The sequence below is a fragment of the Thalassovita sp. genome (genome assembly GCF_963691685.1).
Lineage (GTDB): Bacteria > Pseudomonadota > Alphaproteobacteria > Rhodobacterales > Rhodobacteraceae > Thalassobius.
Genome location: NZ_OY829290.1, coordinates 614976 through 636543, shown reverse-complemented (window position 1 = coordinate 636543; position 21568 = coordinate 614976). Strand labels below are relative to the sequence as shown.

Annotated in this window: 28 protein-coding genes; 6 read left to right on the top strand and 22 right to left on the bottom strand. The window is 59.8% G+C overall.

Going from position 1 to position 21568, the window contains the following annotated elements:
- The first annotated feature begins 5 nt into the window (after nucleotides 1-5).
- A complete protein-coding gene (locus ACORLH_RS03085) occupies nucleotides 6-884 on the top strand; it encodes a LysR substrate-binding domain-containing protein (RefSeq protein WP_321831140.1) in 879 nt (292 codons plus the stop codon).
- A gap of 83 nt (nucleotides 885-967) precedes the next feature.
- On the opposite strand, the gene ACORLH_RS03080 is transcribed toward ACORLH_RS03085, so the two are convergent.
- From ACORLH_RS03080 to ACORLH_RS03060, 5 genes are read right to left on the bottom strand one after another with little or no spacing between them, the layout of a single operon-like run.
- Nucleotides 968-1312: a hypothetical protein gene (locus tag ACORLH_RS03080; RefSeq protein WP_321831139.1), complete on the bottom strand. Its 345-nt coding sequence runs from the start codon at nucleotides 1310-1312 to the stop codon at nucleotides 968-970.
- Nucleotides 1309-1539 carry a RebB family R body protein gene (locus ACORLH_RS03075; RefSeq protein WP_058243272.1) on the bottom strand — a complete coding sequence of 77 codons (231 nt, stop codon included), beginning with the start codon at nucleotides 1537-1539 and terminating at the stop codon, nucleotides 1309-1311. Before ACORLH_RS03075 ends, ACORLH_RS03080 begins: the two co-directional genes overlap by 4 nt.
- Before the next feature lie 2 nt (nucleotides 1540-1541).
- Nucleotides 1542-1772 carry a RebB family R body protein gene (locus tag ACORLH_RS03070; protein ID WP_082626254.1) on the bottom strand — a complete coding sequence of 77 codons (231 nt, stop codon included), beginning with the start codon at nucleotides 1770-1772 and terminating at the stop codon, nucleotides 1542-1544.
- Between the two features lie 3 nt (nucleotides 1773-1775).
- On the bottom strand, nucleotides 1776-2090 hold the full coding sequence (locus ACORLH_RS03065) for a RebB family R body protein (protein ID WP_321831138.1): 315 nt from the start codon (nucleotides 2088-2090) through the stop codon (nucleotides 1776-1778).
- Nucleotides 2091-2126: 36 nt separating this feature from the next.
- A complete protein-coding gene (locus ACORLH_RS03060) occupies nucleotides 2127-2336 on the bottom strand; it encodes a hypothetical protein (protein WP_321831137.1) in 210 nt (69 codons plus the stop codon).
- A 169-nt stretch (nucleotides 2337-2505) separates the two neighbouring features.
- On the opposite strand from ACORLH_RS03060, the gene ACORLH_RS03055 reads away from it, so the two are divergent.
- Nucleotides 2506-2946, top strand: coding sequence for a GNAT family N-acetyltransferase (locus ACORLH_RS03055; RefSeq protein WP_321831136.1), 441 nt, complete (start codon nucleotides 2506-2508; stop codon nucleotides 2944-2946).
- A gap of 8 nt (nucleotides 2947-2954) precedes the next feature.
- On the top strand, nucleotides 2955-3659 hold the full coding sequence (gene deoD, locus ACORLH_RS03050; RefSeq protein WP_321831135.1) for a purine-nucleoside phosphorylase: 705 nt from the start codon (nucleotides 2955-2957) through the stop codon (nucleotides 3657-3659).
- Here the strand turns inward: deoD and ACORLH_RS03045 are convergent.
- On the bottom strand, nucleotides 3656-4522 hold the full coding sequence (locus ACORLH_RS03045) for a LysR family transcriptional regulator (protein ID WP_321831134.1): 867 nt from the start codon (nucleotides 4520-4522) through the stop codon (nucleotides 3656-3658). The genes deoD and ACORLH_RS03045 overlap by 4 nt on opposite strands.
- Before the next feature lie 134 nt (nucleotides 4523-4656).
- Here ACORLH_RS03045 and glyA point away from each other — a divergent pair, with 134 nt between their 5' ends.
- Nucleotides 4657-5982: a serine hydroxymethyltransferase gene (gene glyA, locus ACORLH_RS03040; protein ID WP_321831133.1), complete on the top strand. Its 1326-nt coding sequence runs from the start codon at nucleotides 4657-4659 to the stop codon at nucleotides 5980-5982.
- A gap of 66 nt (nucleotides 5983-6048) precedes the next feature.
- Here glyA and ACORLH_RS03035 read toward each other — a convergent pair whose 3' ends face one another.
- The 15 genes from ACORLH_RS03035 to ACORLH_RS02965 all read right to left on the bottom strand — a co-directional run bounded on the left by ACORLH_RS03035 (nucleotide 6049) and on the right by ACORLH_RS02965 (nucleotide 19057).
- The gene (locus ACORLH_RS03035; protein ID WP_321831132.1) at nucleotides 6049-6939 is read right to left on the bottom strand and encodes an urea carboxylase-associated family protein; all 891 of its coding nucleotides are present in this window, start codon (nucleotides 6937-6939) and stop codon (nucleotides 6049-6051) included.
- Between the two features lie 39 nt (nucleotides 6940-6978).
- The gene (locus ACORLH_RS03030; protein WP_321831131.1) at nucleotides 6979-7191 is read right to left on the bottom strand and encodes a hypothetical protein; all 213 of its coding nucleotides are present in this window, start codon (nucleotides 7189-7191) and stop codon (nucleotides 6979-6981) included.
- A 60-nt stretch (nucleotides 7192-7251) separates the two neighbouring features.
- Entirely contained in the window at nucleotides 7252-8892 is a 1641-nt protein-coding gene (locus ACORLH_RS03025) for an FAD-binding dehydrogenase (protein ID WP_321831130.1), read from the bottom strand.
- Nucleotides 8893-9028: 136 nt separating this feature from the next.
- Nucleotides 9029-9175 carry a hypothetical protein gene (locus tag ACORLH_RS03020; RefSeq protein WP_321831129.1) on the bottom strand — a complete coding sequence of 49 codons (147 nt, stop codon included), beginning with the start codon at nucleotides 9173-9175 and terminating at the stop codon, nucleotides 9029-9031.
- Nucleotides 9176-9388: 213 nt separating this feature from the next.
- Nucleotides 9389-10171 (bottom strand): succinate dehydrogenase iron-sulfur subunit, encoded by a 783-nt coding sequence (locus ACORLH_RS03015; RefSeq protein ID WP_321831128.1) that lies wholly within the window; start codon nucleotides 10169-10171, stop codon nucleotides 9389-9391.
- Between the two features lie 4 nt (nucleotides 10172-10175).
- The gene (locus tag ACORLH_RS03010; RefSeq protein ID WP_321831126.1) at nucleotides 10176-10979 is read right to left on the bottom strand and encodes a glycosyltransferase; all 804 of its coding nucleotides are present in this window, start codon (nucleotides 10977-10979) and stop codon (nucleotides 10176-10178) included.
- A gap of 161 nt (nucleotides 10980-11140) precedes the next feature.
- Nucleotides 11141-12310 (bottom strand): glycosyltransferase, encoded by a 1170-nt coding sequence (locus tag ACORLH_RS03005; RefSeq protein WP_321831125.1) that lies wholly within the window; start codon nucleotides 12308-12310, stop codon nucleotides 11141-11143.
- Nucleotides 12311-12377: 67 nt separating this feature from the next.
- Complete coding sequence (gene sdhA, locus ACORLH_RS03000) at nucleotides 12378-14192, bottom strand: succinate dehydrogenase flavoprotein subunit (protein ID WP_321831124.1); 1815 nt, start codon at nucleotides 14190-14192, stop codon at nucleotides 12378-12380.
- A gap of 21 nt (nucleotides 14193-14213) precedes the next feature.
- Complete coding sequence (locus ACORLH_RS02995) at nucleotides 14214-14585, bottom strand: succinate dehydrogenase, hydrophobic membrane anchor protein (protein WP_058243282.1); 372 nt, start codon at nucleotides 14583-14585, stop codon at nucleotides 14214-14216.
- 11 nt (nucleotides 14586-14596) lie between these two features.
- A complete protein-coding gene (gene sdhC, locus ACORLH_RS02990) occupies nucleotides 14597-14986 on the bottom strand; it encodes a succinate dehydrogenase, cytochrome b556 subunit (protein WP_321831123.1) in 390 nt (129 codons plus the stop codon).
- A 231-nt stretch (nucleotides 14987-15217) separates the two neighbouring features.
- Complete coding sequence (locus ACORLH_RS02985) at nucleotides 15218-16354, bottom strand: M48 family metallopeptidase (RefSeq protein ID WP_321831122.1); 1137 nt, start codon at nucleotides 16352-16354, stop codon at nucleotides 15218-15220.
- A complete protein-coding gene (locus tag ACORLH_RS02980; RefSeq protein ID WP_321831121.1) occupies nucleotides 16354-17385 on the bottom strand; it encodes a MaoC family dehydratase in 1032 nt (343 codons plus the stop codon). Before ACORLH_RS02980 ends, ACORLH_RS02985 begins: the two co-directional genes overlap by 1 nt.
- Before the next feature lie 4 nt (nucleotides 17386-17389).
- On the bottom strand, nucleotides 17390-17593 hold the full coding sequence (locus tag ACORLH_RS02975) for a DUF1737 domain-containing protein (protein WP_058243286.1): 204 nt from the start codon (nucleotides 17591-17593) through the stop codon (nucleotides 17390-17392).
- A gap of 3 nt (nucleotides 17594-17596) precedes the next feature.
- Nucleotides 17597-18145 (bottom strand): NnrU family protein, encoded by a 549-nt coding sequence (locus ACORLH_RS02970; protein WP_321831120.1) that lies wholly within the window; start codon nucleotides 18143-18145, stop codon nucleotides 17597-17599.
- 54 nt (nucleotides 18146-18199) lie between these two features.
- The gene (locus ACORLH_RS02965; protein WP_321831119.1) at nucleotides 18200-19057 is read right to left on the bottom strand and encodes a CoA ester lyase; all 858 of its coding nucleotides are present in this window, start codon (nucleotides 19055-19057) and stop codon (nucleotides 18200-18202) included.
- A 322-nt stretch (nucleotides 19058-19379) separates the two neighbouring features.
- On the opposite strand from ACORLH_RS02965, the gene ACORLH_RS02960 reads away from it, so the two are divergent.
- Complete coding sequence (locus ACORLH_RS02960) at nucleotides 19380-19682, top strand: hypothetical protein (protein ID WP_321831118.1); 303 nt, start codon at nucleotides 19380-19382, stop codon at nucleotides 19680-19682.
- Between the two features lie 2 nt (nucleotides 19683-19684).
- Here ACORLH_RS02960 and ACORLH_RS02955 read toward each other — a convergent pair whose 3' ends face one another.
- The gene (locus tag ACORLH_RS02955; RefSeq protein WP_321831117.1) at nucleotides 19685-20440 is read right to left on the bottom strand and encodes a sulfite exporter TauE/SafE family protein; all 756 of its coding nucleotides are present in this window, start codon (nucleotides 20438-20440) and stop codon (nucleotides 19685-19687) included.
- A 159-nt stretch (nucleotides 20441-20599) separates the two neighbouring features.
- Between ACORLH_RS02955 and mdh the strand changes: the two genes are divergently transcribed.
- Entirely contained in the window at nucleotides 20600-21562 is a 963-nt protein-coding gene (mdh, locus tag ACORLH_RS02950; protein WP_058243440.1) for a malate dehydrogenase, read from the top strand.
- The last annotated feature ends 6 nt before the right edge of the window (nucleotides 21563-21568 follow it).

The following is a 21568-nucleotide window of genomic DNA, read 5'->3' as shown; positions in this document are numbered from 1 at the left end:
CTCACATGTCAGAAAACCTAAGACACCTACGCGCGCTGCAGGCCTTTGACGAAACAGCAACCCACCTGAGCCTCAGCAAGGCCGCCGCTGTCCTAAATGTCACGCATGGCGCGATCAGCCGGCAGATCAAACAGTTGGAACTGCACCTTGGTGTGTCGCTGTTTCACCGACGTGCCAATGGTGTCGAACTCACCAAAGCCGGGGCGCGGTTACACCAATCCACCCGCAGCGCGTTTTCAGAGCTACAGCTGGGGGTGCGGGAGGTGAAGCGTCAGCGCCAGCGCCAATCCGTGACCGTGTCCCTATCAACGTCGCTGGCGTTGAAATGGCTGGTGCCGATGCTTGGCCGTTTTCAGCAAGCCCACCCGGGCATTTCCCTGTTGCTGGACACAAATGATGCCTTTGCGGATTTCGACACTGGCGAAGTTGATGTCGCGCTGCGGTTTGGCACCCCGCCCTGGGATGGGCTTTATTATGAGCAAATTAAAGAAGAGGCGCTGATCCTCGTCGCCGCCCCCAAGCTGGTGCAATCCTTTCCAAAGCCAATAGCCCCTGGGGCTGTGGCCGATCTGCCGCTGCTGCACGATGCCTTCAACGTTGGATGGGACAGTTGGGCCGATCAGGTGGGGCTAAGCGCAGATCGGATCAGATCGCAGAACATCAAATACGTCGACAGCGCCGTCCTACTGGAAGCAGCCATTGACGGTCAGGGCGTGGCATTGGCCAGGCATCTGCTGGCGGAACGGGATCTGCACCTTGGCCGTTTGACCCGGATCGATGACAGCCGGGTGCCACTGGACCGCGGCCTCTACTTCGTGTGTCGCCCCGGCGATCAAGACCGCCCGCCGGTGCGTGTTTTCAAGAAGTGGTTGATGTCGCTTTGAAATTCGCCTTGCGATACCGCTGAAAAAACAGACCTGAATGCCAGCAGCGATCGCGACATTCAGGCCGGTGTCATTTACGCCGATCAGTCCAGCAAGGACCGGGCCACTTCACCGGTTTTCGCCAGCACCTCACTGGCTGATGCCGCCGCCTGGGTCGCGGCCTCCACCAGCGCCTGCGCTTTCGCCGGATCTTCCTGCGCGATTGCCCGCGCCACACCTGCCTCAGACAGGATCTGCATTCGGCGCATGTGATCGGTGGCATCCTGCAAGGCAATCGCGGCCGATTGTGACAGCGCCAGGCTCAGCCCGGCCTTGGCCAGTTCATTGGGGTTCTTGGCCACCAGTTCGCGCAGGGTTTTGGCCGCCTCCAACGCTTGCGAGTTCAGTGCTGTTTTCTCAGGTGCGGCGGTTGCTTTTCCTTCGCTCATGACGTGCCTCCTGCCTTGGGCTGCATCGCCGCAGCCAGCAGTGCCTCAGCCAGGGTCTGACCTGCCTGCTGCCGGGACACGGCGTTTTCAAATCCAAGGCCCATCGCGTGGGACCAGACCTGCTGCTGGGTCATCAATGCCGACGCAGGCGCAGATCCAAGTGACAAAACGACAGTTTGTGTCACCGCGTCAGTGATCTGCCCGTTGACTTCTGTTGGTTCCGCCATGCTCAGCCCCCTGCCTTCAGCAGCTGTTTCACCGCCGCCGTCATCACCGCCTGCATCAAGGTGCTGCCCGCCTGCTGTGCCGCCACGGCGTTCTCCATTAGGATGCCGGACGAATGCGCCGAGGTCTGATAAAGCCCCGCCGCCGCCATCGCGGGCGCTTCGGCAACAACTTTGACATTGGCCTGTGTCACCGCATCGGTGATCTGATCATTCACGCTGGTTGGAAATGCCATGTCTTAGCCCTTCCTCTTGTTTTTCACGTCATCAAATCCGGCAAGCCGCTCTGCGCTGACCTCGGATGCAACATCATCGATGGAATAGAGCATCATCACCCCTTGGTTGGTCGCCGCTTGGGTCGTGATGTTGGCTTGGTGCTGCGCCGCCACGGCGTTTTCCATCATGATCCCGGTGGAATGCGCCAAGCTCTGATAGAGGTTGCCCATCGCCATGGCCGGGCCTTCCGACAGCACCTTGACGTTGGCCTGCGTCACCGCATCGGTGATCTGCTCATTCACGCCGGGGGTTTCGGTTGCAGTGTCTTTTTTCGCCATAAATTCCCTCCACTTAAATATCTGTTGGGTCTTCAGTCAGTCTGCGCTGTCAGCGCCCCCGATTGGCTGGCCAGACAAAATCGCCTGACACCACTGCGCAACGTCCTGCATTTGGGCGTGCTGTGCTGCGTTCTGCCGTTCGGTTGCGGCAAGCAATTGACGTGAAATATCAGTCGCAAAGGTAAGGTACGACTGGGCCAAGTCTTCGGGGGTCTGAATATCTTCTGCAGTATCTTTTTGTGTCACCTTACTCTCCCATAAGGTGGAAATGCCGTCAGACTACGCCACAAAAGTGAATTTGCACATCCTTTTTCTCTGCCCCCGCTCCCCTTGACCCTCGGCAGGAAATCCCGTCAACCTAGCGCCTCTTACCCGGGCCATCGCGGCCAGAACCAGCAAACGAACAGGTCATCACATGGGATTGGACATTCGCCCCCTTCGCGCCGACGACGAAGCCGACTGGCGCCGCCTCTGGGCTTCTTACATTGAGTTTTACGAAAGCTCCGTCTCGGAGGAGGTCTATGCCACCACCTTCAAACGCCTGATCGATGAAAACCGTCCACAACAAAATGGCCTGATCGCCACTTTGGATGGTGTGCCCGTCGGATTGGTTCATTATATCTACCACGCGCACAACTGGCAGCTGGAAGACACCTGTTACCTGCAGGATCTCTACGCCGACCCGGGTGTGCGTGGCAAAGGCATCGGGCGCGCCCTGATCGAAGCGGTCTACAAAGCCGCGGATGAAAACGGCACACCGAATGTCTACTGGATGACACAGGAATTCAACGCAACAGCGCGCCAGCTTTATGACCGTGTGGCGCGGCTGACGCCCTTTATCAAATACAGCCGATAGGAGCTGACATGACCGTACATATCGGAGCAAAACCCGGCGAGATCGCCGAAACCGTCCTGATGCCGGGCGACCCGTACCGCGCCAAATGGGCCGCGGAAAACTTCCTTGAGGATGCCGTTCTGGTGAACGAAGTGCGCGGCATGCTGGGCTTCACCGGCACCTACAAAGGCAACCGCGTCTCGATCCAAGGCTCCGGCATGGGCATGCCGTCCTTCTCGATCTACGCCAATGAGCTGATCCGCGATTATGGCGCCAAAACCCTGATCCGCATCGGCTCCTGCGGTGGCATGCAGGATAAGGTCAAGATCCGCGACGTGATCGTGGCGATGACCGCCACCACGCTCAACAGCCCATCCAGCGGCATCTTCAAAGAGCTGAACTTTGCCCCCTGCGCCGACTGGTCGCTGCTGAAAGCCGCCGTTGCCGCCGCAGAAGCCAAGAATGTGCCGACCCATGTGGGTGGCATCTATTCGTCCGATGTTTTCTATGACGAACGCCCCGACCTGAACGAACAGATGACCCGTCACGGCATTCTGGGCGTGGAGATGGAAGCGGCCGAGCTTTATAACCTTGCCGCCCGTCATGGCGTGCGTGGTCTGGCCGTGCTGACCGTTTCGGACCACCTGCTGACCGGTGAGGCGCTGCCCTCGGAAGACCGTGAAAAGACCTTCGGCGATATGGTTGAGATCGCGCTGGACGCGGCCTTCGCCTAAGCGCCTTTCAAAGCTGATACAAATCGCGCCAGCGGGTCCCGCACCGGCTGGCGCATCTCAAGCGACAGGGCCAACCCCGTGGCCACCGGCCGTTTGAAGGGCGCCACCAACCGCCCGGCCTTCAACAAAGGCGCGATCAGGCTTTCGTGACCCATCAACACCCCCGCCCCATTGACCGCCTCCTGCACTGCCAGTGAGTAAAGCGAATAGGTCGGCCCGCGCAGGCTCAACTCCGGCAGGCCCGCGCCGTCTTTCAGCCAATGCGACCAGTCATTGGTCCACACACTGTCCACCAGACACAGGCAATTGCTCAGATCCTCAGGCCGTTGCAACTGGGCGGCCAGACTGGGGGCGCAGACCGGCTGGATCTGATCCGCAACCAGTGCCTGTCCCTTACCTGCCGGCATATAGAACACCGATAAATCATAGGGTTTCCGCTCCAGATTGGGCGGTTCTTCCAATGCGGTTACGGAGATTTCCAGCTCAGGCATTTTCTGCCGCAGCGCCGGCAGGCGCGGTGACAACCACAACTGCGCCACAGCCGGCAGGGCGGCGATGTGGATGCGGTTCGGGCTGGCCGCCACGCGAATACCTTGTGCAAGATCCGCAATTTGGTCAAAGGCCCGTTCCGCCATCGGCAGCAGCTGGCGGCCCAATGCGTTCAACTGCACGCCCTGCGCCTGACGGTCAAAAAACGGTGCCCCGGCCCAATCCTCCAACTGTTTGATCTGCTGCGCCACCGCGCCCGGCGTCACGCAGAGCTCCTCTGCCGCGCGGGAAAATCCACCCAGCCGCGCCGCAGCTTCAAAAGCCCGCAGCGCGTTTAGCGGCGGCCCCATCGGGCGGGGTGGTTTGACGGACATGGCGACCTCCGGTCTGGCGGGCATTACACCCATAGTTTTTCTACGCCTACCCTACAGGAAATCTGATTTGCGCCCAGCCCTTATTGCGCCAATCCTTAAACACAAGATCCAAGGCCTCAGGAAAGGATGCCACCATGACCACACTCGCCAAACGGGACTGGGTGCCCGCCCCTTGTGAGACCCGGGTGCAAGAGATCAGCACCAAGATCCCCGGCACCGGCAGCGCCGCACTGGCCGCCCGGGTGGAAGCGCTGGCTAGCCATAACAAAGAGATCCACGAACGCGACTGCTTCAACCTCAACCCGGCGACCAATGTGATGAACCCCCGCGCTGAGGCGCTGCTGGCCTCGGGCCTCGGCACAAGGCCGTCGCTGGGCTATCCCGGTGACAAATATGAGATGGGGCTGGAAGCCATCGAAGAGATTGAGGTGATCGCCGCCGCCCTTGCCGCCGAGGTGTTTGAAGCACAGTTTGCCGAGATTCGCGTGCCCTCTGGCGCCATCGCAAACCTCTATGCCTTCATGGCGCTGACCCGCCCCGGTGATGCCATCATCACGCCGCCCGCGGCCATTGGCGGCCATGTCACCCACCACAGCGCAGGCTGCGCCGGCCTTTACGGGCTGCAGAGCCATATGGCCCCGGTCACCGCAGATGGCTACACCGTCGACCTGCCCGCGCTGGAGGCACTGGTGCGGCAGGTGAAGCCCAAGCTGATCACCATCGGCGGCAGCCTGAACCTGACCCCACATCCGGTGGCCGAAATCCGCGCCATCGCCGATCAGGTTGGCGCCAAGGTGCTGTTTGATGCCGCCCATCAATGCGGGATGATCGCCGGCAAAGCCTGGCCCAACCCGCTGGCCGAAGGCGCGCATCTGATGACGATGAGCACCTATAAATCGCTGGGCGGCCCGCCTTCAGGGCTGATTGTCACCAATGAGGCCGCGATTGCCGAACGGCTGGACGCCATTGCTTTCCCCGGCATGACCGCCAATTTCGATGCCGCCAAATCCGCCGCACTTGCGGTCTCCATGCTGGATTGGCGCGACCATGGCAGGGCTTACGCCCAGGCGATGATCGACACGGCGCAGGCCCTGGCAGCTGCGTTGGAGGCTGAAGGCCTCACCCCGTTCAAAACCCACGCAGGCGCCACACTGTCCCATCAGTTTGCACTGGAAGCGGCGGAGTTTGGCGGCGGCCAGACGGCCTCAAAACACCTGCGCAAAGCAGGGTTCTTGGCCTGCGGGATCGGCCTGCCCATCGCGGAGGTTGCAGGGGATATGAACGGGTTACGGATCGGCACGCCGGAACTGGTGCGCTTTGGCATGACGGTTGCGGATATGCCGCGTCTGGCCAAGCTGATCGCCGCCGCGCTGCGCAGTGATCAGCCCGAAACCCAAGCGGGCGAAGTGGCAGAGTGGCGCGCCAGCTTTGACCAGCTGCAGTTCATCCACGAAAGCTGAACCGCTTTCAACGTTTCAAAAATACTCCGGGGCGCGGGGCAGCGCCCCGCACTTTCCTTGAATAGATCACCGCCCGTGGCTGCGATCGTAGCCGTTGACCGGCGGGCTGGTCCAATCGCCCAAGGCGCCCTCGGCGGGGGCAAAGACCTCCACCAGCATCGGGTGGCAGGCCGCTTCATCCGAGGAGTGTTCAGACGAGCAATCGCCGCCGGGACAGGCAGACAGCACGCCCAGGAGGTCGATCTCGGCAAACATCTCCAGATAATCGCCGGGGCGCACCGGGCTTGCCTTCATGAAATACTGGCCCGTGTCACGGGTGAAGCCGGTGCACATGAAGACGTTCAGCACATCATGCACCTGCGGTTCCGCCTCGGCCAGCGCGATGCCTTCGTGATCGGCAAGGGCGCGGGTCAGGTTGGAGTGGCAGCAATGATGATACTGCCCCCCGCTCAGCAGGTTGTTGGTGTAGGGATCACAGCGGGTGCCGATCACATCATGCACCGACCCGCCAAATTCATCGATCCCATACCAGCCCAGCGTATCCTCGGTGATCGTCGCCATCGGGCGCAGATAGGGGTGGCTGGACCACATGCGTTCGCCGGTGGTGATATGGGTGCCGTGCAGCGCGCGGGTCTTGCCGGAGTAGAACTTCTCACTCAGTTCATTTGCATTGAACAGATTCAGATCGCCCACCTGCGGCCCCTCAATGGAGGTGATGCGGAAAAACTGCCCGGCTTTGACGGTGAAACTGGCGCCGTCACGCGGGGGCACCGTAACCTCATCCACCTTGACCGCCGTCTGCCGCGCCGCGTGATAGAGCGCCAGATCAGGCGGCGCCAAAGTGTCATTCGGGTAGCAAATCACCGGTTTGACGGCGCGGCGGGCCTCTGCGTCTTCCGGGGCCATTTTCGGCGCAGTGGTAGCAACGCCAGCCGAGTCAGCGGGGATATTGGTCATCTGTGAACTCCTTGCAAACGGGGACCGCTGGCAGCGCATCTAGAGCGACGGCGGCGGCACCTCGGTCCGGCAGATCTTTGGTGGCTTGCCATCGTTTGTAAAGCAGATCTCACCACAGACCACGCAACGGTGATAGCTTTGCCCCTCGCGGTCGCGCGACCGATCCGCCCGCCATTTGCATTGGCGGGTTTTGCGATTGCTCAACAGCAGCATAACGACAAAGGCGATGATCAGCCCAACGACGATAATCATGCCCGTGATGTGACAGAGCGGCGCGCGCGGCGAAAGCCCAATTCGGCGTTGAGGCGCTGCCTAGACCGCCCGGCCCGCCGCCCGGCCCGAGAATATACAGCCGCCGAGGAAAGTGCCCTCCAGCGCGCTATAGCCGTGATAGCCGCCGCCGCCGAAGCCCGCGACCTCCCCCGCTGCAAACAGCCCATCAAAGACCGATCCATCCGGCTGCAGCACCCGTGCCTGTTCGTCCGTGTGCAGACCGCCCAGCGACTTGCGGGTCAGGATGTTTAGGCGCACCGCGATCAGCGGCCCGGCCTCCGGATCCAGAATGCGATGCGGCTTGGCGGTGCGCACCAGCTTGTCGCCGCGATACTGCCGCGCCTGCCGGATGGCGATGACCTGTGCGTCCTTGGCAAAGGGGTTGTCCATCTGGGCATCGCGTGCCTCAACCTGCGCTTTGATCGCCGCCAGATCCAGCGGCGCATCCGGGGTGATCTGGTTCATGCCTTGCACCAGATCGGCCAGCGTGTCAGCGACCACAAAATCCTCACCATGTTCCTTGAAGGCCTCCACCGGGCCGGTGGCCTGTTTGTTGAGGATGCGGGATTTGATCACCTCGAGCCATTTGCCTGAGGTGAAATCGGGGTTCTGTTCGCTGCCCGAGAGCGCAAATTCCTTTTTGATGATCTTCTGGGTCAGGATGAACCAGCTGTGTTCATGCCCCGTCGACAGGATCCGCTTCAGCGTTGCCAGCGTGTCAAAGCCCGGCAGGCAGGGCGCCTCCATCCGTTGGCCCAATGCGTCAAACCACAGAGAGGACGGGCCGGGCAGGATGCGAATGCCATGGTTGGGCCAGATCGGATCCCAGTTCGCCAGCCCTTCGGTGTAATGCCACATCCGATCTTCGTTGATGGCGCCGGCGCCGGCGGATTTGGCGATCTGCTGCATCTTGCCGTCCACGTAGTCCGGCACGCCCGCGACCATTCGCTGTGGCGGCTGGCCCAGCCGGTCCACCGGCCAATTCTGGCGCACCTGATCATGGTTGCCACCAATCCCGCCCGAGGTGATCACCACCGCAGAGGCGCGATGTTCAAAACTGCCGACAACCTCACGATTGGTGGAGCGGCCACGTGCGGCGCTGTCCTCCGACAGCACATCGCCCTGCACCCCGACGCAGGTGCCGTTTTCGACGATCAGGCCGCTGACGCGATGACGGAACCCGAAGGTGATTTTGCCCTCAGCCACATGTTGGCGCACCAGCCGTTCGAAAGGCGCCACAACACCGGGGCCTGTGCCCCATGTCAGGTGAAACCGCGGAACCGAATTTCCATGGCCATCCGCCAGTGCGCCACCCCGTTCGGCCCAGCCCACCACCGGAAACCAGCGCATCCCCAGTGAGGCCAGCCAGGGCCGCATCTCACCAGCGGCAAACTCCAGATAGGCCTCAGCCACCTTGCGGGGATTGGCATCCTCAGCCCGGTCAAAACCAGCGCTGCCCATCCAGTCGTTCAGCGCCAGATCTGCACTGTCCTTGATCCCCATACGCCGCTGCTCCGGCGTGTCGACCATGAAGAGACCACCGAGCGACCAGAAGGCCTGTCCGCCAAGGCTCTGTTCACCCTCCTGATCCAGAAGCAGCACCTGACGGCCCCGCGATGCGGCCTCATGTGCGGCCACCAATCCAGCCAGACCGGCCCCAACAACGATGACATCGACCATAGGTTCTCCTCCCTTTGGTAAGGGAAGGTAAGGCCAGCCCCCGCTGCGCCCAAGGCAAACCTCGCGTCACCCAGAAACAGCAAAGCGCCCCCGATACGGGAGCGCTCCACGCTGGTCCTGCCGGATCCGAGGGGGGTCAGGCGGCCGCAGCGTATTCGTAATATTCGACGGGTTCTTCCACCTCGGTCACCAGAACGGGGGTCGGAGTGTAATACTCATATGCCTGGTTCAGCGCCTCAAGGGCCAGCTCTGCGTCGGTTTTCTGGATCTGTGCGTCGGTCATGTCTGCAATCATTATATGGGGTGGAGGGAGTATCTTTCTGCAATGCAGCATATAGGGTTGGCGCGATTTTCTGCACCCTCCAATCCGGTCATGCTGCTATGCAGCAGGCGCATGATTGACCATGGGGAAAGTGGCGGAACGTGTTACCCCAAAAAAAAAGGCCCACCAAACCGGCGGGCCTTTCTGATAACTGTCTGTGCCTGGAGGCTGTGATCACACAGCGCGGCTCAGCTGCATTTTCTTGATTTCTGCGATGGCTTTTGCCGGGTTCAGACCCTTTGGGCAGGTCTTGGCGCAGTTCATGATGGTGTGGCAACGGTAGAGTTTGAACGGATCCTCAAGATTGTCCAAACGCTCGCCGGTGGCCTCATCACGGCTGTCGATGATCCAGCGGTAGGCGTGCAGCAGTGCGGCCGGGCCGAGGTATTTGTCGCCGTTCCACCAGTAGCTGGGGCAAGAGGTCGAGCAGCTGGCGCACATCACGCATTCATACAGGCCATCAAGCTTCTTGCGGTCTTCGATCGACTGCTTCCACTCTTTCGCCGGGCGGTTGGTCTTGGTTTCCAACCACGGCATGATCGAGGCATGCTGGGCATAGAAATGGGTCAGATCCGGGATCAGATCCTTCACCACCGGCATATGCGGCAGCGGGTAGATCTTGACCACGTCCGACTTGATCTCATCCATGCCGTAGATACAGGCCAGCGTGTTGATCCCATCGATGTTCATCGCACAGGAGCCACAGATGCCTTCGCGGCAGGACCGGCGGAAGGTCAAGGTCGGATCAATCTCATTCTTGATCTTGATCAGCGCGTCCAAAATCATCGGGCCACATTTGTCCATATCGACAAAATAGGTGTCCACCCGAGGATTCTCACCATCATCGGGGTTCCAGCGATAGATCTGGAACTTACGGATGTTGTTCGCACCGGTCGGCTTCGGCCAAGTTTTACCGACCTTAACTTTCGAGTTTTTGGGTAGGGTCAGCTGGACCATAGGTTTATCCTCCGGGTTTAAGTGCCGTTTGGTTGTTCATCGCATTCGTTGCCTCGCTCAGGCCGGACACCACCTCAAGGATGGTGCTGGCACGGCGATCGAAGCTGTGTTCTTGTCGGACGACGTCCGCAAACGTCTTCAATTCCATTCGACGTTCTGGCGAAGCTTCTTTCGCTTCGGTCAAACGCTCAATCAGTTCCTCTTCATTGCTGTAGAGGAACAAATAGGGTCTCAGATCGGCGGGTATGCCCGGCATATCCTCGGTCACAACAGGTGTTCCGCTTGCCAGAACATCATACACCCGGTTTGACACGAACCCATCCCGGCGCATGTCTGCGGTGTGATCATTCAGGACCACACGGGCCGACGCATAATGCGCGGAAAGCTCTTTGTTTTTGATGTGTGACCCAGCATAGGAGGTTTCGGGGATTTCACCGTCCCATCCTTTGCCCCACACTGCGACTTTGAAACCCGCTTCGATCGCCCGTTTCACCACATCGCGTTTGGCATAGGGACGTCTGTTCCCCACAAACAGGACTTCGGTCTCGGGCCCGGTGGCATTGGGGGCGAAACAGGTGTTATCTGTACACTGCAGAAGCAACGAAGCGCTTTTACAGGACGCTGAATGTTCCGCCAGATAGCGGTCAGACCCGAAAAAAACATGATCGAACGCGCGGAAGCTTTCACGCTCCAGCGTATCTGTTTGCGAGATCACCCACTGCACGCAGCGTTTCCATGGCAGGGGCTTCCATGCCACCGAGCCCCGGATCACGATCTCAACATCATCGCGCGACACAAGGCGCAGCATCCATGCCTTTAGACGCCGCAGCCGATTGGAATGACGGTAGGTGTAGCGGACAGTGCAGCCTTGGCGCTCCAAAGCATCACCCAGACTATGGCCAAAGTACCAATCGCCCCATGCGCGGCCTTTTTTCCTTGGCGGGCAAGGCAGGATTATGCGGATCTGTGTCATGACCTACCTGCTTTCACACCAAGGATAGACCGCTGAGCCCCACACCCAAAGCTGAACATCTGCCGCTTCTTTTCACGTTTCTTTTCCAAGAACCGGCGCCGCAAGAACTCCCGCGACAGCAGCAACGCGGACGCTGCTTCAACCTTGATCTCACTTTGAACGTCCGGATCGGCAAACATCTGATCCAATCGCGCGTTCCGGTCTTTGGCATCCAATGCGGTCTGCGCTGCTTCAAGCAGTTTTTCCACGCAGGCTTCGAGGCGATAGCGATCGAGGTTGGAGGATTTCAGCTCATCCGCAAAAGCTGCAGCCTGTTCAAATCTCGACACGATCTCATCGGCGATCTGTTGTGACGACCGTTTGAGGTTGGTGCATCGCCCGCTAAAGTTAAACTCAGCAGCCTTGTCGAAGTTATCTGCGGACAGCCACCCCGGACCGCCGAAACGGTCGTAGCAGTAAACAGGACGGCCCGATCGGAAGGAATATTGCGCTGTTTTACCGATCGTGAAAATCGCGTCAGCCTGTGAAATCATGCCCTCGGTGACCCGCATCGGAACATTTTTACGGCCGATCCGGTGCACTTTCACACCGCCAGAACGTAAGATTTTGCAGGCTTTGGCGAACTCTTCTGGTGGATGGTTGGATACAGCCAGCAATGTTTTCAACTTGCTGGGCGCAGAATCGGAATTTGCGAACGCCAGCGGGGCTGGATTGGCAAATACCACAGCGTCGGCAAATTTGCCGCCATATGTCGCCAGCTCAGCCGCGGTTTCCTGGCTATTGGCCACCACGACATCCGCAAAGCGCCGTTCGATAAACGGCCCCGGCGCCTCATAAGGCTCAAACGGTGAGAGGTGGAAAAATACGAACGCTGGCCAAGTTTTGTTCTGTGACGACCCAGATTTTAGGGCAGCATTAAAGATCCGTGGCAACACGGAATGGAGGCTGATGACCACGTCATAGTCAAACAGACAGACGGCCTCAGGATCCTCAAACAAGTTTGTGGTTGCCGCTGCAAGGTGTTCCCGCACCTCGCCAGAAATCTCATGAGCGCAGACATCTACCCGCAGTCCTTGCCGCTGAAGCTCTTCTGCAAGCTCAACGACAACCAGCTCGGAGCCGGCCCAGCGAAAAAGATGGTTCGATGTCAACAGGACGCGTTTCAAACGGTTCCACCTCACAAGACGTCGTAGCCGGGGTCTGGCGGGTAAATCACCAAACCCCGATAACGCATCAGAATGTCCGCGCTTTCGGCGCGATGGTCTTCATGCTGATGCCACCTTCGGCTTCACCAGTTAGCGGATCGGTGATCACCGGACGGTAAGACAGGTCCACCTTGGTGCCGGTCTCATCAACGCGGCTGACGGTGTGCACACGCCAGTTTTCATCGTCACGCTCGGGGAAGTCCTCATGCGCGTGGGCGCCGCGGCTTTCCTGACGGGCTTCTGCGCTGACGATGGTCGAGATCGCCGAGGGCATCAGGTTGGTCAGTTCCAGCGTTTCCATCAGATCCGAGTTCCACACCAACGAGGTGTCGGTGACCTTCAGATCGCCCATCTTGCCGGCAATCTCGGTCATTTTCTCAACACCTTCGGCCATGGTCTTGGCGGTCCGGAACACGGCGGCGTCGGCCTGCATGCATTTCTGCATTTCCAGACGCAGATCCGCGGTTGGGATCGCGCCTTTGGCGTAGCGCAGACCGTCGAAACGGGCGAAGGCCTTTTCGATCTGATCTTTCGGCGCCTGCGGGATCGGGGCCGCCGCATCGACAACCTGACCGGCGCGGATTGCCGAGGCACGGCCAAACACAACAAGGTCAATCAGCGAGTTCGAACCGAGGCGGTTTGCCCCGTGTACCGAGGCACAGCCCGCTTCACCAACAGCCATCAGGCCGGGCACAACGGCGGTCGGGTTCTCTTCGGTCGGGTTCAGCACCTCACCCCAGTAGTTGGTCGGGATGCCGCCCATGTTGTAGTGCACCGTTGGCAGAACCGGGATCGGTTCCTTGGTGACATCAACACCGGCGAAGATCTTGGCGCTTTCCGAGATACCCGGCAGGCGTTCAGCCAGCGCCTCAGGCGGCAGGTGACTTAGGTTCAGGTGGATGTGATCGCCTTCGGCGCCCACACCGCGGCCTTCGCGGATTTCCATGGTCATCGAACGCGACACATAGTCCCGCGGTGCCAGGTCTTTGTAGTTCGGTGCGTAGCGTTCCATGAAACGCTCACCTTCGGAGTTGGTCAGGTAACCGCCCTCACCCCGTGCACCTTCGGTGATCAGACAGCCGGAACCGTAGATGCCGGTTGGGTGGAACTGCACAAATTCGAGGTCCTGCATCGGCAGGCCCGCGCGCATCACCATGCCGCCACCGTCACCGGTGCAGGTGTGGGCCGAAGTAGCCGAGAAATAGGCACGGCCGTAACCGCCGGTCGCCAGAACCACCATCTTGGCGTTGAACACATGCATGGTGCCGTCATCCAGCTTCCAGCACAGCACGCCCTGACATTCGCCATCTTCGCTCATCAACAGGTCGATGGCGAAATATTCGATGTAGAATTCCGCGTTGTTCTTCAGCGACTGGCCGTAGAGCGTGTGCAGGATCGCGTGACCGGTCCGGTCCGCCGCTGCACAGGTCCGCTGAACGGGCGGGCCTTCACCAAATTCGGTGGTGTGACCGCCGAAGGGACGCTGGTAGATCTTGCCCTCTTCGGTACGCGAGAAGGGCACGCCGTAGTGCTCTAGCTCATAAACCGCTTTGGGGGCTTCACGCGCCAGGTATTCCATCGCGTCCGTGTCACCCAGCCAGTCCGAGCCTTTGACGGTGTCATACATGTGCCACTGCCAGCTGTCCGGGCCCATGTTGCCCAGGGATGCGGCGATGCCGCCCTGCGCCGCAACCGTGTGCGAGCGGGTCGGGAACACTTTGGTCACACAGGCGGTGCGCAGGCCCTGTTCGGCCATGCCCAGTGTCGCGCGCAGACCGGCGCCACCGGCGCCAACAACCACAACATCATAGTCGTGGGTTTCATATTCGTAGGATGCTGTCATGTTCTTATTCCTTCCCTACGCTTAGAGGGCGATTTTCAGCAGAGCGAAAAGACCGGCAGCCATCAGCGTGTAGCAAAAGGCCGTGACCGCAACGAGGGTCAGCTTGCGGTTGATGCCGCCAACGTAGTCTTCGACGGCTTCGTGGGCTTCCATCATCAGGTGGCGAATGCCAACAACCAGACCCAGCGCGGCGATCAGCGCCGGAACGGGACGGGCAAAGAAGGCCAGAACCTCTTCGCGGCTGCCGCCAAGGGCAGAGCCGAAGACCACGATAAACAGTGGCACCAGAACCACGATCAGGATCGAGGAGACCAGCATTTTCCAGTGGTGGTGGCTGCCGGCACCGCCAGCGCCCAGACCTTCGGCGCGTTTACGATCGGTAAGATACTTCATCGCCTCTCTCCTTACAGTACGATGGCTGCGATCAGCGCCAAAACCGTGGCCCCGGCAAACATGCCCCAGCCCAGTTTCTCGGAGATCTTGATGTCCAGGCAATATCCGAAGTCCCAGACCACGTGACGCAGACGCCCCAGCATGTGGTAGAAGATTGCCCAGCTTGCCAGGAACAGAACCAGATCGCCGATCAGGCTGGTCAGCAGACCGTCAATGAAGGCAAACGCCGCATCCGACGTTGCCGCCGCCAGCAGCCACCAGACCAACAGCGTCACAGTGCCCAGCGAAGCCAAAGCGGTGATGCGCACCAGGATCGAAGAGATCGAGGTGATTTGAGGTCGGTAATATGGTCCGATCATAAACGGGGAGAGCGGACGTTTGCCGCGGTTCACATCAGCCATACCAGTTCCTTTCTAGGTTCCTTTGCTTGGGTCTTTCATAGCGGTTTTTACATATATGTCACGACGTAGGGACGACGTGACGCGGCTATTCTTTTAACAAATTACAGAAATAATGCATTTTGTGATCACACGGATATAGCGCGTGATCACAAAAGGTTTTCCAAGTTTTTTAGTCAGAAAAGCACCGTGATTCTGCCATGCAGCATTCAGCCCGGTCAGGTTTAGCGCTACCTATTGCACTTCGAAGGCCGCGATTTCGCGCCTGCCGATTTTCTCAAAAGGCGCATTCAACTCAACCTCAATGGCGGCCCAATTCGCAATTTCAAGCGGTGGTTCCAGCAAGGCCTCAGGCAGACCATTTATGAAAGCTTGGCGATAGGCTGTCGGCGGATGGGTGGTGTCGAGGCTCAACTTTTCGGCGGAATGCACGGCCAGTGCACGCGCGGCCTGATCGGGGGACAGCTGATCCACGGTGGCGGCCAGACGGCTGAGAAAGTCAAAGCCCGCCTCGCCCTGGCGCGGCAGGATGCCGGAACGCAACGCACCGCTGGCATCGATCCGCACCAATAGATCCAATGCCGCAAGTGAGGCCTGCCGCCCCGCGACCCGCAGGCCGCTGGCATCCGCTAAGTATTCTGCCTTTTGCGACTCGGCGAAGCTAAGCTTCAAAATTACCCATGTCAGCGTATCGACGATACCGCGCAAGGCGGCAGAAACCAGATCGGCAAAAATGCCATTGCTTTCACGCTCCAGAACACCGGTATGCGCATCAACGTAGTAATCCATATCCAGCAATTTCTGCCATGCATTCAGCACCATAAGGGCCCTGTCAGGCAGCGCGATCCGGCGTGTGTCACGATGGGCCAAGTGCCCCAGCTCATGGCCCAGAACCGCCAGGCGCTGCGGCCGGTCCGAGGCCAGCCACAACAAGGCGCCGATCCCGACAATAGGGGTGTTGCGGACCTCAGCCGCATAGGCGTTGAACTGGTTATCAAACACCACTTTGGAAACCTTCGGGGCATCAAGCTGCGCTGAAATCGCGTCCAGCAAGGCAAAGGTTTCCGGCAAGCTGTCCCGCCCGACCGCCCCCGCAGGCAGCTGCGGTTTTCGCGGTCTGAGCATCCAACCCAGCCCAAGAAAGGCCGCACCAAAGACCAGCGTCAGTAGGTTGGGGAAGTCCACGAACAACAGCCCCGCGCCTAGCGCGGCGAAGACATAGGGGCAGGCCACAACGAGGGCGCTCAGCCCCCACAGCAGTGCCCCGGGCCGTTCGGGTGACGTTCGGCCTGAGGCAAAGTCTTGCAGCGCGGAGAGGTAGATGCGCTCCCCGATCTTTTGGTTGAGTTTCTGGATTCGCTTTTCAATCATTACATGGGCATCAAGGCCCAATAATCGAGATCCAGCAAGACCTCTGGCGCATATTTCCCGTCTTCGCCTTTCAGCGCGAAGGGCTCCCCGCCTTTGGTGGCAACCAGACGCAGGCGGATCGCGCCAACGCCGGGCGCCGGGGTCTCCGCTTTGTCCAGCACCTCGGTCCAGGCTTTGATGGTGTCGCCGGCGAAACACGGGTTTGCATGTACCCCACCGTTTAGCCCCACGATCATCTGCGCATTGGCCAGCCCGTTGAACGACAGCGCCCGCGCCATTGAGATGACATGCCCGCCATAGATCAGCCGCTGCCCGTCGGGCCGGAAGGTGGCGTCAAAATGCACCTTGGCGGTGTTCTGCCACAGACGGGTCGCCATCATGTGTTCGGCTTCTTCGATGGTGACGCCATCGACGTGATCGATCTTCTCCCCCACCTCATAGTCGCCCCAGCGATGCGGCTCGCCAGATTGCTCAAAATCATAATGGGTGAAATCAAGACCCTCGGGGATCAACAGATCCTCGGCCGGGATGGCGGCGCGCAATTCAGGGATCACTGTGTCGGGCGCCGGGGCGTCCAGATCCTTTTTGCGCACCATCACCCAGCGGACATATTCCAGAACCACCTCACCCACCTGGTTGAAGCCACGGGTGTAAACCCAGACCACACCGGATTTGCCGTTGGAGTTCTGTTTCAGCCCAATCACCTCAGAGACCGCGCGCAGGGTGTCGCCGGGGAAGACCGGCTTCACCCAGCGCCCTTCGGCGTAGCCAAGGTTGGCAACAGCGTTCAATGAGACATCCGGCACGGTTTTGCCAAACACCACATGAAACGCTGCCAGATCATCGATCGGGCTGCCTTCAAGACCGCAGTCCCGCGCAAATTCATCCGAGGAATAAAGCGCATGACGCGCCGGGTAGAGCGCATGGTAAAGCGCCCGTTCCCCCTCCGCGACGGTGCGCGGTACGGCGTGGACGATCACATCGCCCAGTTTGTAATCCTCGAAAAAGCGGCCTGCATTGGTCTTTGCCATGTGCTTACTGAGCTCCCAGCTTGATGTCAGGTGTGTAGGTGCCTTCGACCTCTTTCACCACGGCCTGACCACAGCGCATCACCCCGTTTGCCGCATCAAAGGCATAAGTGGGGGAGCCGTGCAGCTCCCAGCCTTTGTTCAGCGCGTCGGTGACCTTGTGGCAGAAGGCCGAAGTGTCGTCTTCGGTCAGCAGTCGATAGAGTTTCATGTCTTACCCCGGAAATGGTGATGGTCCGATCAGACCATGGATATAGCCGATCACCCCCAATAGAACGATTGAGGCGACGAAGAACATAGCGTCTTTGGCAATGCTGCCTTTTTCGTTCGGTTGCCAGTCCGGTTCGGACTTGTTGATGGTAATGACCTCAATCACCGCCCAGGCCAGCAGCCCGCCAAACAGGATCACCGAGGCCAGATCGCCGTTGACCAGCAGGTGCGCCGCCGCCCAGATCTTGAACCCGGTCAGCATCGGGTGACGCATCTTGTAAAACAGCGCCCCCTTTTTCGGCCCGGGGCTGGTGAAGTACAGTGCAAACAGCATCAAGAGGTTGTTCAGGTGCAAAAGGAAGTAGGGCGGATTGTAGACCGGGATAAAGTCCATCGCCCGGTAGCCGATCACCATCAACACGATGGAGCCCACCAAGATCAGCGCGATCAGCCCTTTGCCTTTCTCCTCCAGTTGGGCGCGCGCATCGGGCGCGAGCCGTTTGAACAGATGTGCGCCGCTCCACAGCAGCACGCCCAGAATAAGCCAGATCATAGATGCCTCCGTATGATACGTGGGTGTCAGAATGTGTCTGGGCTGAGCTAAGTCTTATTCGGCGCGCTCCGCAATAGCTGCGGCTTTCGCCAGCAGTTTTGTCGCGGTTTCAACATGCAGGTTTTCCACGATTTTCCCGTCCACGACGGCCACGCCCTGCCCGGCGGCTTCGCTTTCTTCAAAGGCGGCGATCTGACGTTTGGCCAGGTCAATCTCGGCCTCTGACGGGGCGAAGGCCTCATTCGTGACGGCAACCTGCGCCGGGTGGATCAGGGTTTTGCCGTCAAAGCCCAGATCGCGGCCCTGATCACATTCGGCTTTCAGCCCCTCATCATCCTTGAACTGGTTGTAGACGCCATCAACCGCCACCACGCCATGGGCGCGGGCGGCCAGCAGCATGGTCTGCAGCGCCATCTGCATCGGTAGGCGGTCGGCGCGGTAGCGGCAGTTCAGTTCTTTGGCCAGATCATTGGTGCCTGCAACAAACCCCTGCAGCTGCGGGTGGGCGGCAATTTCCAGCGCGTTCAGCACCCCCAGCGGGGTTTCGATCATCGCCCAGATCGGGGTGTCATTGCCCAGAAGATCCGCCAGCGCCTGTACATCCGCGGCCGAGTTCACCTTGGGCAGCAGGAACGCATCAGCATCTGCATCGCGCAGCGCGGCCACGTCCCCTTCGCCCCATTGCGTGTCCAGCCCGTTGATCCGCACGATCTTGGCACGGTTGCCATAGCCGCCTTCGGCCAGTGCGGCCTTCAGGGTGTCACGTGCGCCTTCCTTGGCATCCGGCGCCACGGCATCTTCAAGGTCAAAGATGATGGCATCCACCGCCAAGCCGCGGGCCTTGTCCAGCGCGCGATCCTTGGATCCGGGAATATAAAGAACCGATCGGTAAGGGCGGGCGGCCATGTCCATCTGTCGTCTCCTCGCAATATTGTTGCGCCACAAAGATCAAAAACGTTGCAAAACTTCAAGCCAAATTTCGCCGCATCGCAGAAAAGCGCCGGATCTGCCGCAGCGTCTTGGCGCTGGTTCAGCGGTCTGACGGCAGGAACACAAGGGAAACGTGCTGCAAATTAACCAGATTTTCAGGCCTCAGGCGCAACCTCATTCGCAACGGACCAATGGGAGGCCCGCAACCCGGTGACACAAAGTCCGACCTGACAGGGGTGTGAAACAACCCGCCAACGCAACCGCACGGCGGGGGACACAGCCCCAGATTCGAAAGGATGAGACCATGAAACCGATGTTTACCGCCGCCATACTGCTTGCGCTGATCCTGCCCCACAGCGCCAATGCGCAACGGGCCTGCGCGCCACGTGATGCCGTGGTGCAGAAACTGGCTGAGGATTATGGTGAAAGCCGCCAGTCAATAGGACTGGGTCACGACAATTCCGTGGTTGAGGTCTTTGCCTCACTGGCCTCCGGCAGCTGGACCATCACCGTGACCCGCGCCAGCGGCCTGACCTGTCTGGTGGCCAGCGGTCAGGGGTTTGAAACGCTACAAGAACAGGTCCCGACACAGGGCGCGGAGCTTTAGCCTCAGGTCAGCCCGTCCCAGATCAGCTTGGCACCGGTTACCGTCAGCATCACATAGGTCAGGGCAAAGAAGGCCGTTTCAGGGATCTTGAAATGCAATTTGACGCCAATCCACGCCCCGATCAGCGCCACCGGCGCAAGGATCAGATCGATGGTGAAGGTCTCAATGGTAAAGATCCCCAAGAAAGCATAGGGCACGAACTTGGCGATATTGATCACCCAGAACACGATCACCGTGGTCGCCTGAAACGGGGTTTTGCCCAATCCGCGTGACAGCAGGTAGACCGCCGCCGGGGGACCACCTGCATGGCTGACAAAGCTGGTGAAGCCCGCAACACAGCCCGCAAGCGCCCCACCCCAGGGCGGCATGGCCCGCCGTGCTGCCGGGATCATCCCTGCCTTGAGGGAGATTTGCCACATCACAAACCCGAGCGAGATGGCACCGATCAGCACCCGGAACACATCCGCATCCGCCACCTGATAGAGCCACGCCCCCAAAGCGACCCCCGGCAACGAGCCCAGGATCAGCACCCGGGCATCGGGCCAGGACCAGCGTTTCCAATAGGGTTTCAGCGCCGCCACATCGACCAGCATCAACAGCGGCAACATGATGCCAAGCGCCTGCCCCGGCTCCAGAACCAGGGCAAGAATCGCTGCCGAAGCAAAGGCCGCGCCAGAGCCAAAGCCCCCCTTTGAGATGCCGGCGAACAGCACTGCGGGGGCGGCAATCGCCAAAGTCGTCAAATCCAGCTGCACCATCTCTCCCCTCTGGTGTTAGCGCTATCTGGACTGATTTAGCAGGTAAAACCGTCACAAGACAGTCACAAAAATCCGCTTGCCGCATTGCAGCACTCTTGCGCGAGTCGCCGGAACAGACTACCCCATGCGCGATTTCAAAACGGACCGGAGATGAATTCCATGGCCAGACCCAAGATTGCCCTCATCGGCGCTGGACAGATCGGTGGCACCCTTGCACACCTCGCAGCCCTGAAAGAACTCGGCGACGTTGTACTGTTCGACATCGCGGAAGGCACCCCCGAAGGCAAAGCCCTCGACATCGCGGAATCGGGCCCCTCGGAAGGCTTCGACGCGAACCTGAAGGGTACCCAGGATTACGCTGATATCGCAGGCGCAGACGTCTGCATCGTCACCGCCGGCGTGCCGCGCAAACCCGGCATGAGCCGTGATGACCTGCTGGGCATCAACCTGAAAGTTATGAAGTCGGTCGGCGAAGGCATCCGCGACAACGCTCCGGACGCTTTTGTGATCTGCATCACCAACCCGCTGGACGCAATGGTCTGGGCCCTGCAGCAATTCTCGGGTCTGCCCGCGAATAAAGTCTGCGGCATGGCCGGCGTTCTGGACAGCGCCCGTTTCCGCCACTTCCTGGCAGATGAATTCCAGGTATCGATGAAAGACGTCACCGCCTTCGTTCTGGGTGGCCACGGCGACACTATGGTTCCGTCGGTGCGTTACTCGACCGTTGCCGGTATCCCGCTGCCCGACCTGATCGAAATGGGCTGGACCACGCAGGAAAAAATGGACGCCATCGTTCAGCGTACCCGTGACGGCGGTGCCGAAATCGTTGGCCTGCTGAAGACCGGTTCGGCCTTCTACGCGCCGGCCACCTCGGCGATTGAAATGGCCGAAGCCTACCTGAAAGACCAAAAGCGCGTCTTGCCCTGCGCCGCCTACTGTGACGGCGACCTGGGTGTGAAAGACATGTATGTTGGCGTGCCCACCGTGATCGGTGCCGGCGGTGTTGAGAAAATCGTCAACATCAAGCTGAACAAAGAAGAGCAAGAAATGTTCGACGTCTCGGTCAAAGCCGTTCAAGGCCTGGTCGAAGCGTGCAAAGGCATCGACAGCTCGCTGGCGTAAGTCCAG

What these genes read in the sequence shown, in the direction of transcription:
- ACORLH_RS03075 (WP_058243272.1), bottom strand. Translation starts at nt 1,539, where the DNA reads ATGGCGGAACCAACAGAAGTCAACGGGCAGATCACTGACGCGGTGACA.
- ACORLH_RS03065 (WP_321831138.1), bottom strand. Translation starts at nt 2,090, where the DNA reads ATGGCGAAAAAAGACACTGCAACCGAAACCCCCGGCGTGAATGAGCAG.
- ACORLH_RS02970 (WP_321831120.1), bottom strand. Translation starts at nt 18,145, where the DNA reads ATGATCTGGCTTATTCTGGGCGTGCTGCTGTGGAGCGGCGCACATCTG.
- ACORLH_RS02975 (WP_058243286.1), bottom strand. Translation starts at nt 17,593, where the DNA reads ATGAAACTCTATCGACTGCTGACCGAAGACGACACTTCGGCCTTCTGC.
- ACORLH_RS03020 (WP_321831129.1), bottom strand. Translation starts at nt 9,175, where the DNA reads ATGACCGACGCACAGATCCAGAAAACCGACGCAGAGCTGGCCCTTGAG.
- ACORLH_RS03010 (WP_321831126.1), bottom strand. Translation starts at nt 10,979, where the DNA reads ATGCTGCGCCTTGTGTCGCGCGATGATGTTGAGATCGTGATCCGGGGC.
- ACORLH_RS03045 (WP_321831134.1), bottom strand. Translation starts at nt 4,522, where the DNA reads ATGTCCGTCAAACCACCCCGCCCGATGGGGCCGCCGCTAAACGCGCTG.
- ACORLH_RS03085 (WP_321831140.1), top strand. Translation starts at nt 6, where the DNA reads ATGTCAGAAAACCTAAGACACCTACGCGCGCTGCAGGCCTTTGACGAA.
- ACORLH_RS03025 (WP_321831130.1), bottom strand. Translation starts at nt 8,892, where the DNA reads ATGGTCGATGTCATCGTTGTTGGGGCCGGTCTGGCTGGATTGGTGGCC.
- ACORLH_RS03030 (WP_321831131.1), bottom strand. Translation starts at nt 7,191, where the DNA reads ATGATTATCGTCGTTGGGCTGATCATCGCCTTTGTCGTTATGCTGCTG.
- ACORLH_RS02965 (WP_321831119.1), bottom strand. Translation starts at nt 19,057, where the DNA reads ATGGACATGGCCGCCCGCCCTTACCGATCGGTTCTTTATATTCCCGGA.
- deoD (WP_321831135.1), top strand. Translation starts at nt 2,955, where the DNA reads ATGACCGTACATATCGGAGCAAAACCCGGCGAGATCGCCGAAACCGTC.
- sdhC (WP_321831123.1), bottom strand. Translation starts at nt 14,986, where the DNA reads ATGGCTGATGTGAACCGCGGCAAACGTCCGCTCTCCCCGTTTATGATC.
- ACORLH_RS02995 (WP_058243282.1), bottom strand. Translation starts at nt 14,585, where the DNA reads ATGAAGTATCTTACCGATCGTAAACGCGCCGAAGGTCTGGGCGCTGGC.
- mdh (WP_058243440.1), top strand. Translation starts at nt 20,600, where the DNA reads ATGGCCAGACCCAAGATTGCCCTCATCGGCGCTGGACAGATCGGTGGC.
- ACORLH_RS03015 (WP_321831128.1), bottom strand. Translation starts at nt 10,171, where the DNA reads ATGGTCCAGCTGACCCTACCCAAAAACTCGAAAGTTAAGGTCGGTAAA.
- ACORLH_RS02980 (WP_321831121.1), bottom strand. Translation starts at nt 17,385, where the DNA reads ATGGCAAAGACCAATGCAGGCCGCTTTTTCGAGGATTACAAACTGGGC.
- ACORLH_RS03035 (WP_321831132.1), bottom strand. Translation starts at nt 6,939, where the DNA reads ATGACCAATATCCCCGCTGACTCGGCTGGCGTTGCTACCACTGCGCCG.
- ACORLH_RS03070 (WP_082626254.1), bottom strand. Translation starts at nt 1,772, where the DNA reads ATGGCATTTCCAACCAGCGTGAATGATCAGATCACCGATGCGGTGACA.
- ACORLH_RS03080 (WP_321831139.1), bottom strand. Translation starts at nt 1,312, where the DNA reads ATGAGCGAAGGAAAAGCAACCGCCGCACCTGAGAAAACAGCACTGAAC.
- ACORLH_RS02955 (WP_321831117.1), bottom strand. Translation starts at nt 20,440, where the DNA reads ATGGTGCAGCTGGATTTGACGACTTTGGCGATTGCCGCCCCCGCAGTG.
- sdhA (WP_321831124.1), bottom strand. Translation starts at nt 14,192, where the DNA reads ATGACAGCATCCTACGAATATGAAACCCACGACTATGATGTTGTGGTT.
- ACORLH_RS03055 (WP_321831136.1), top strand. Translation starts at nt 2,506, where the DNA reads ATGGGATTGGACATTCGCCCCCTTCGCGCCGACGACGAAGCCGACTGG.
- ACORLH_RS02985 (WP_321831122.1), bottom strand. Translation starts at nt 16,354, where the DNA reads ATGATTGAAAAGCGAATCCAGAAACTCAACCAAAAGATCGGGGAGCGC.
- ACORLH_RS02960 (WP_321831118.1), top strand. Translation starts at nt 19,380, where the DNA reads ATGAAACCGATGTTTACCGCCGCCATACTGCTTGCGCTGATCCTGCCC.
- glyA (WP_321831133.1), top strand. Translation starts at nt 4,657, where the DNA reads ATGACCACACTCGCCAAACGGGACTGGGTGCCCGCCCCTTGTGAGACC.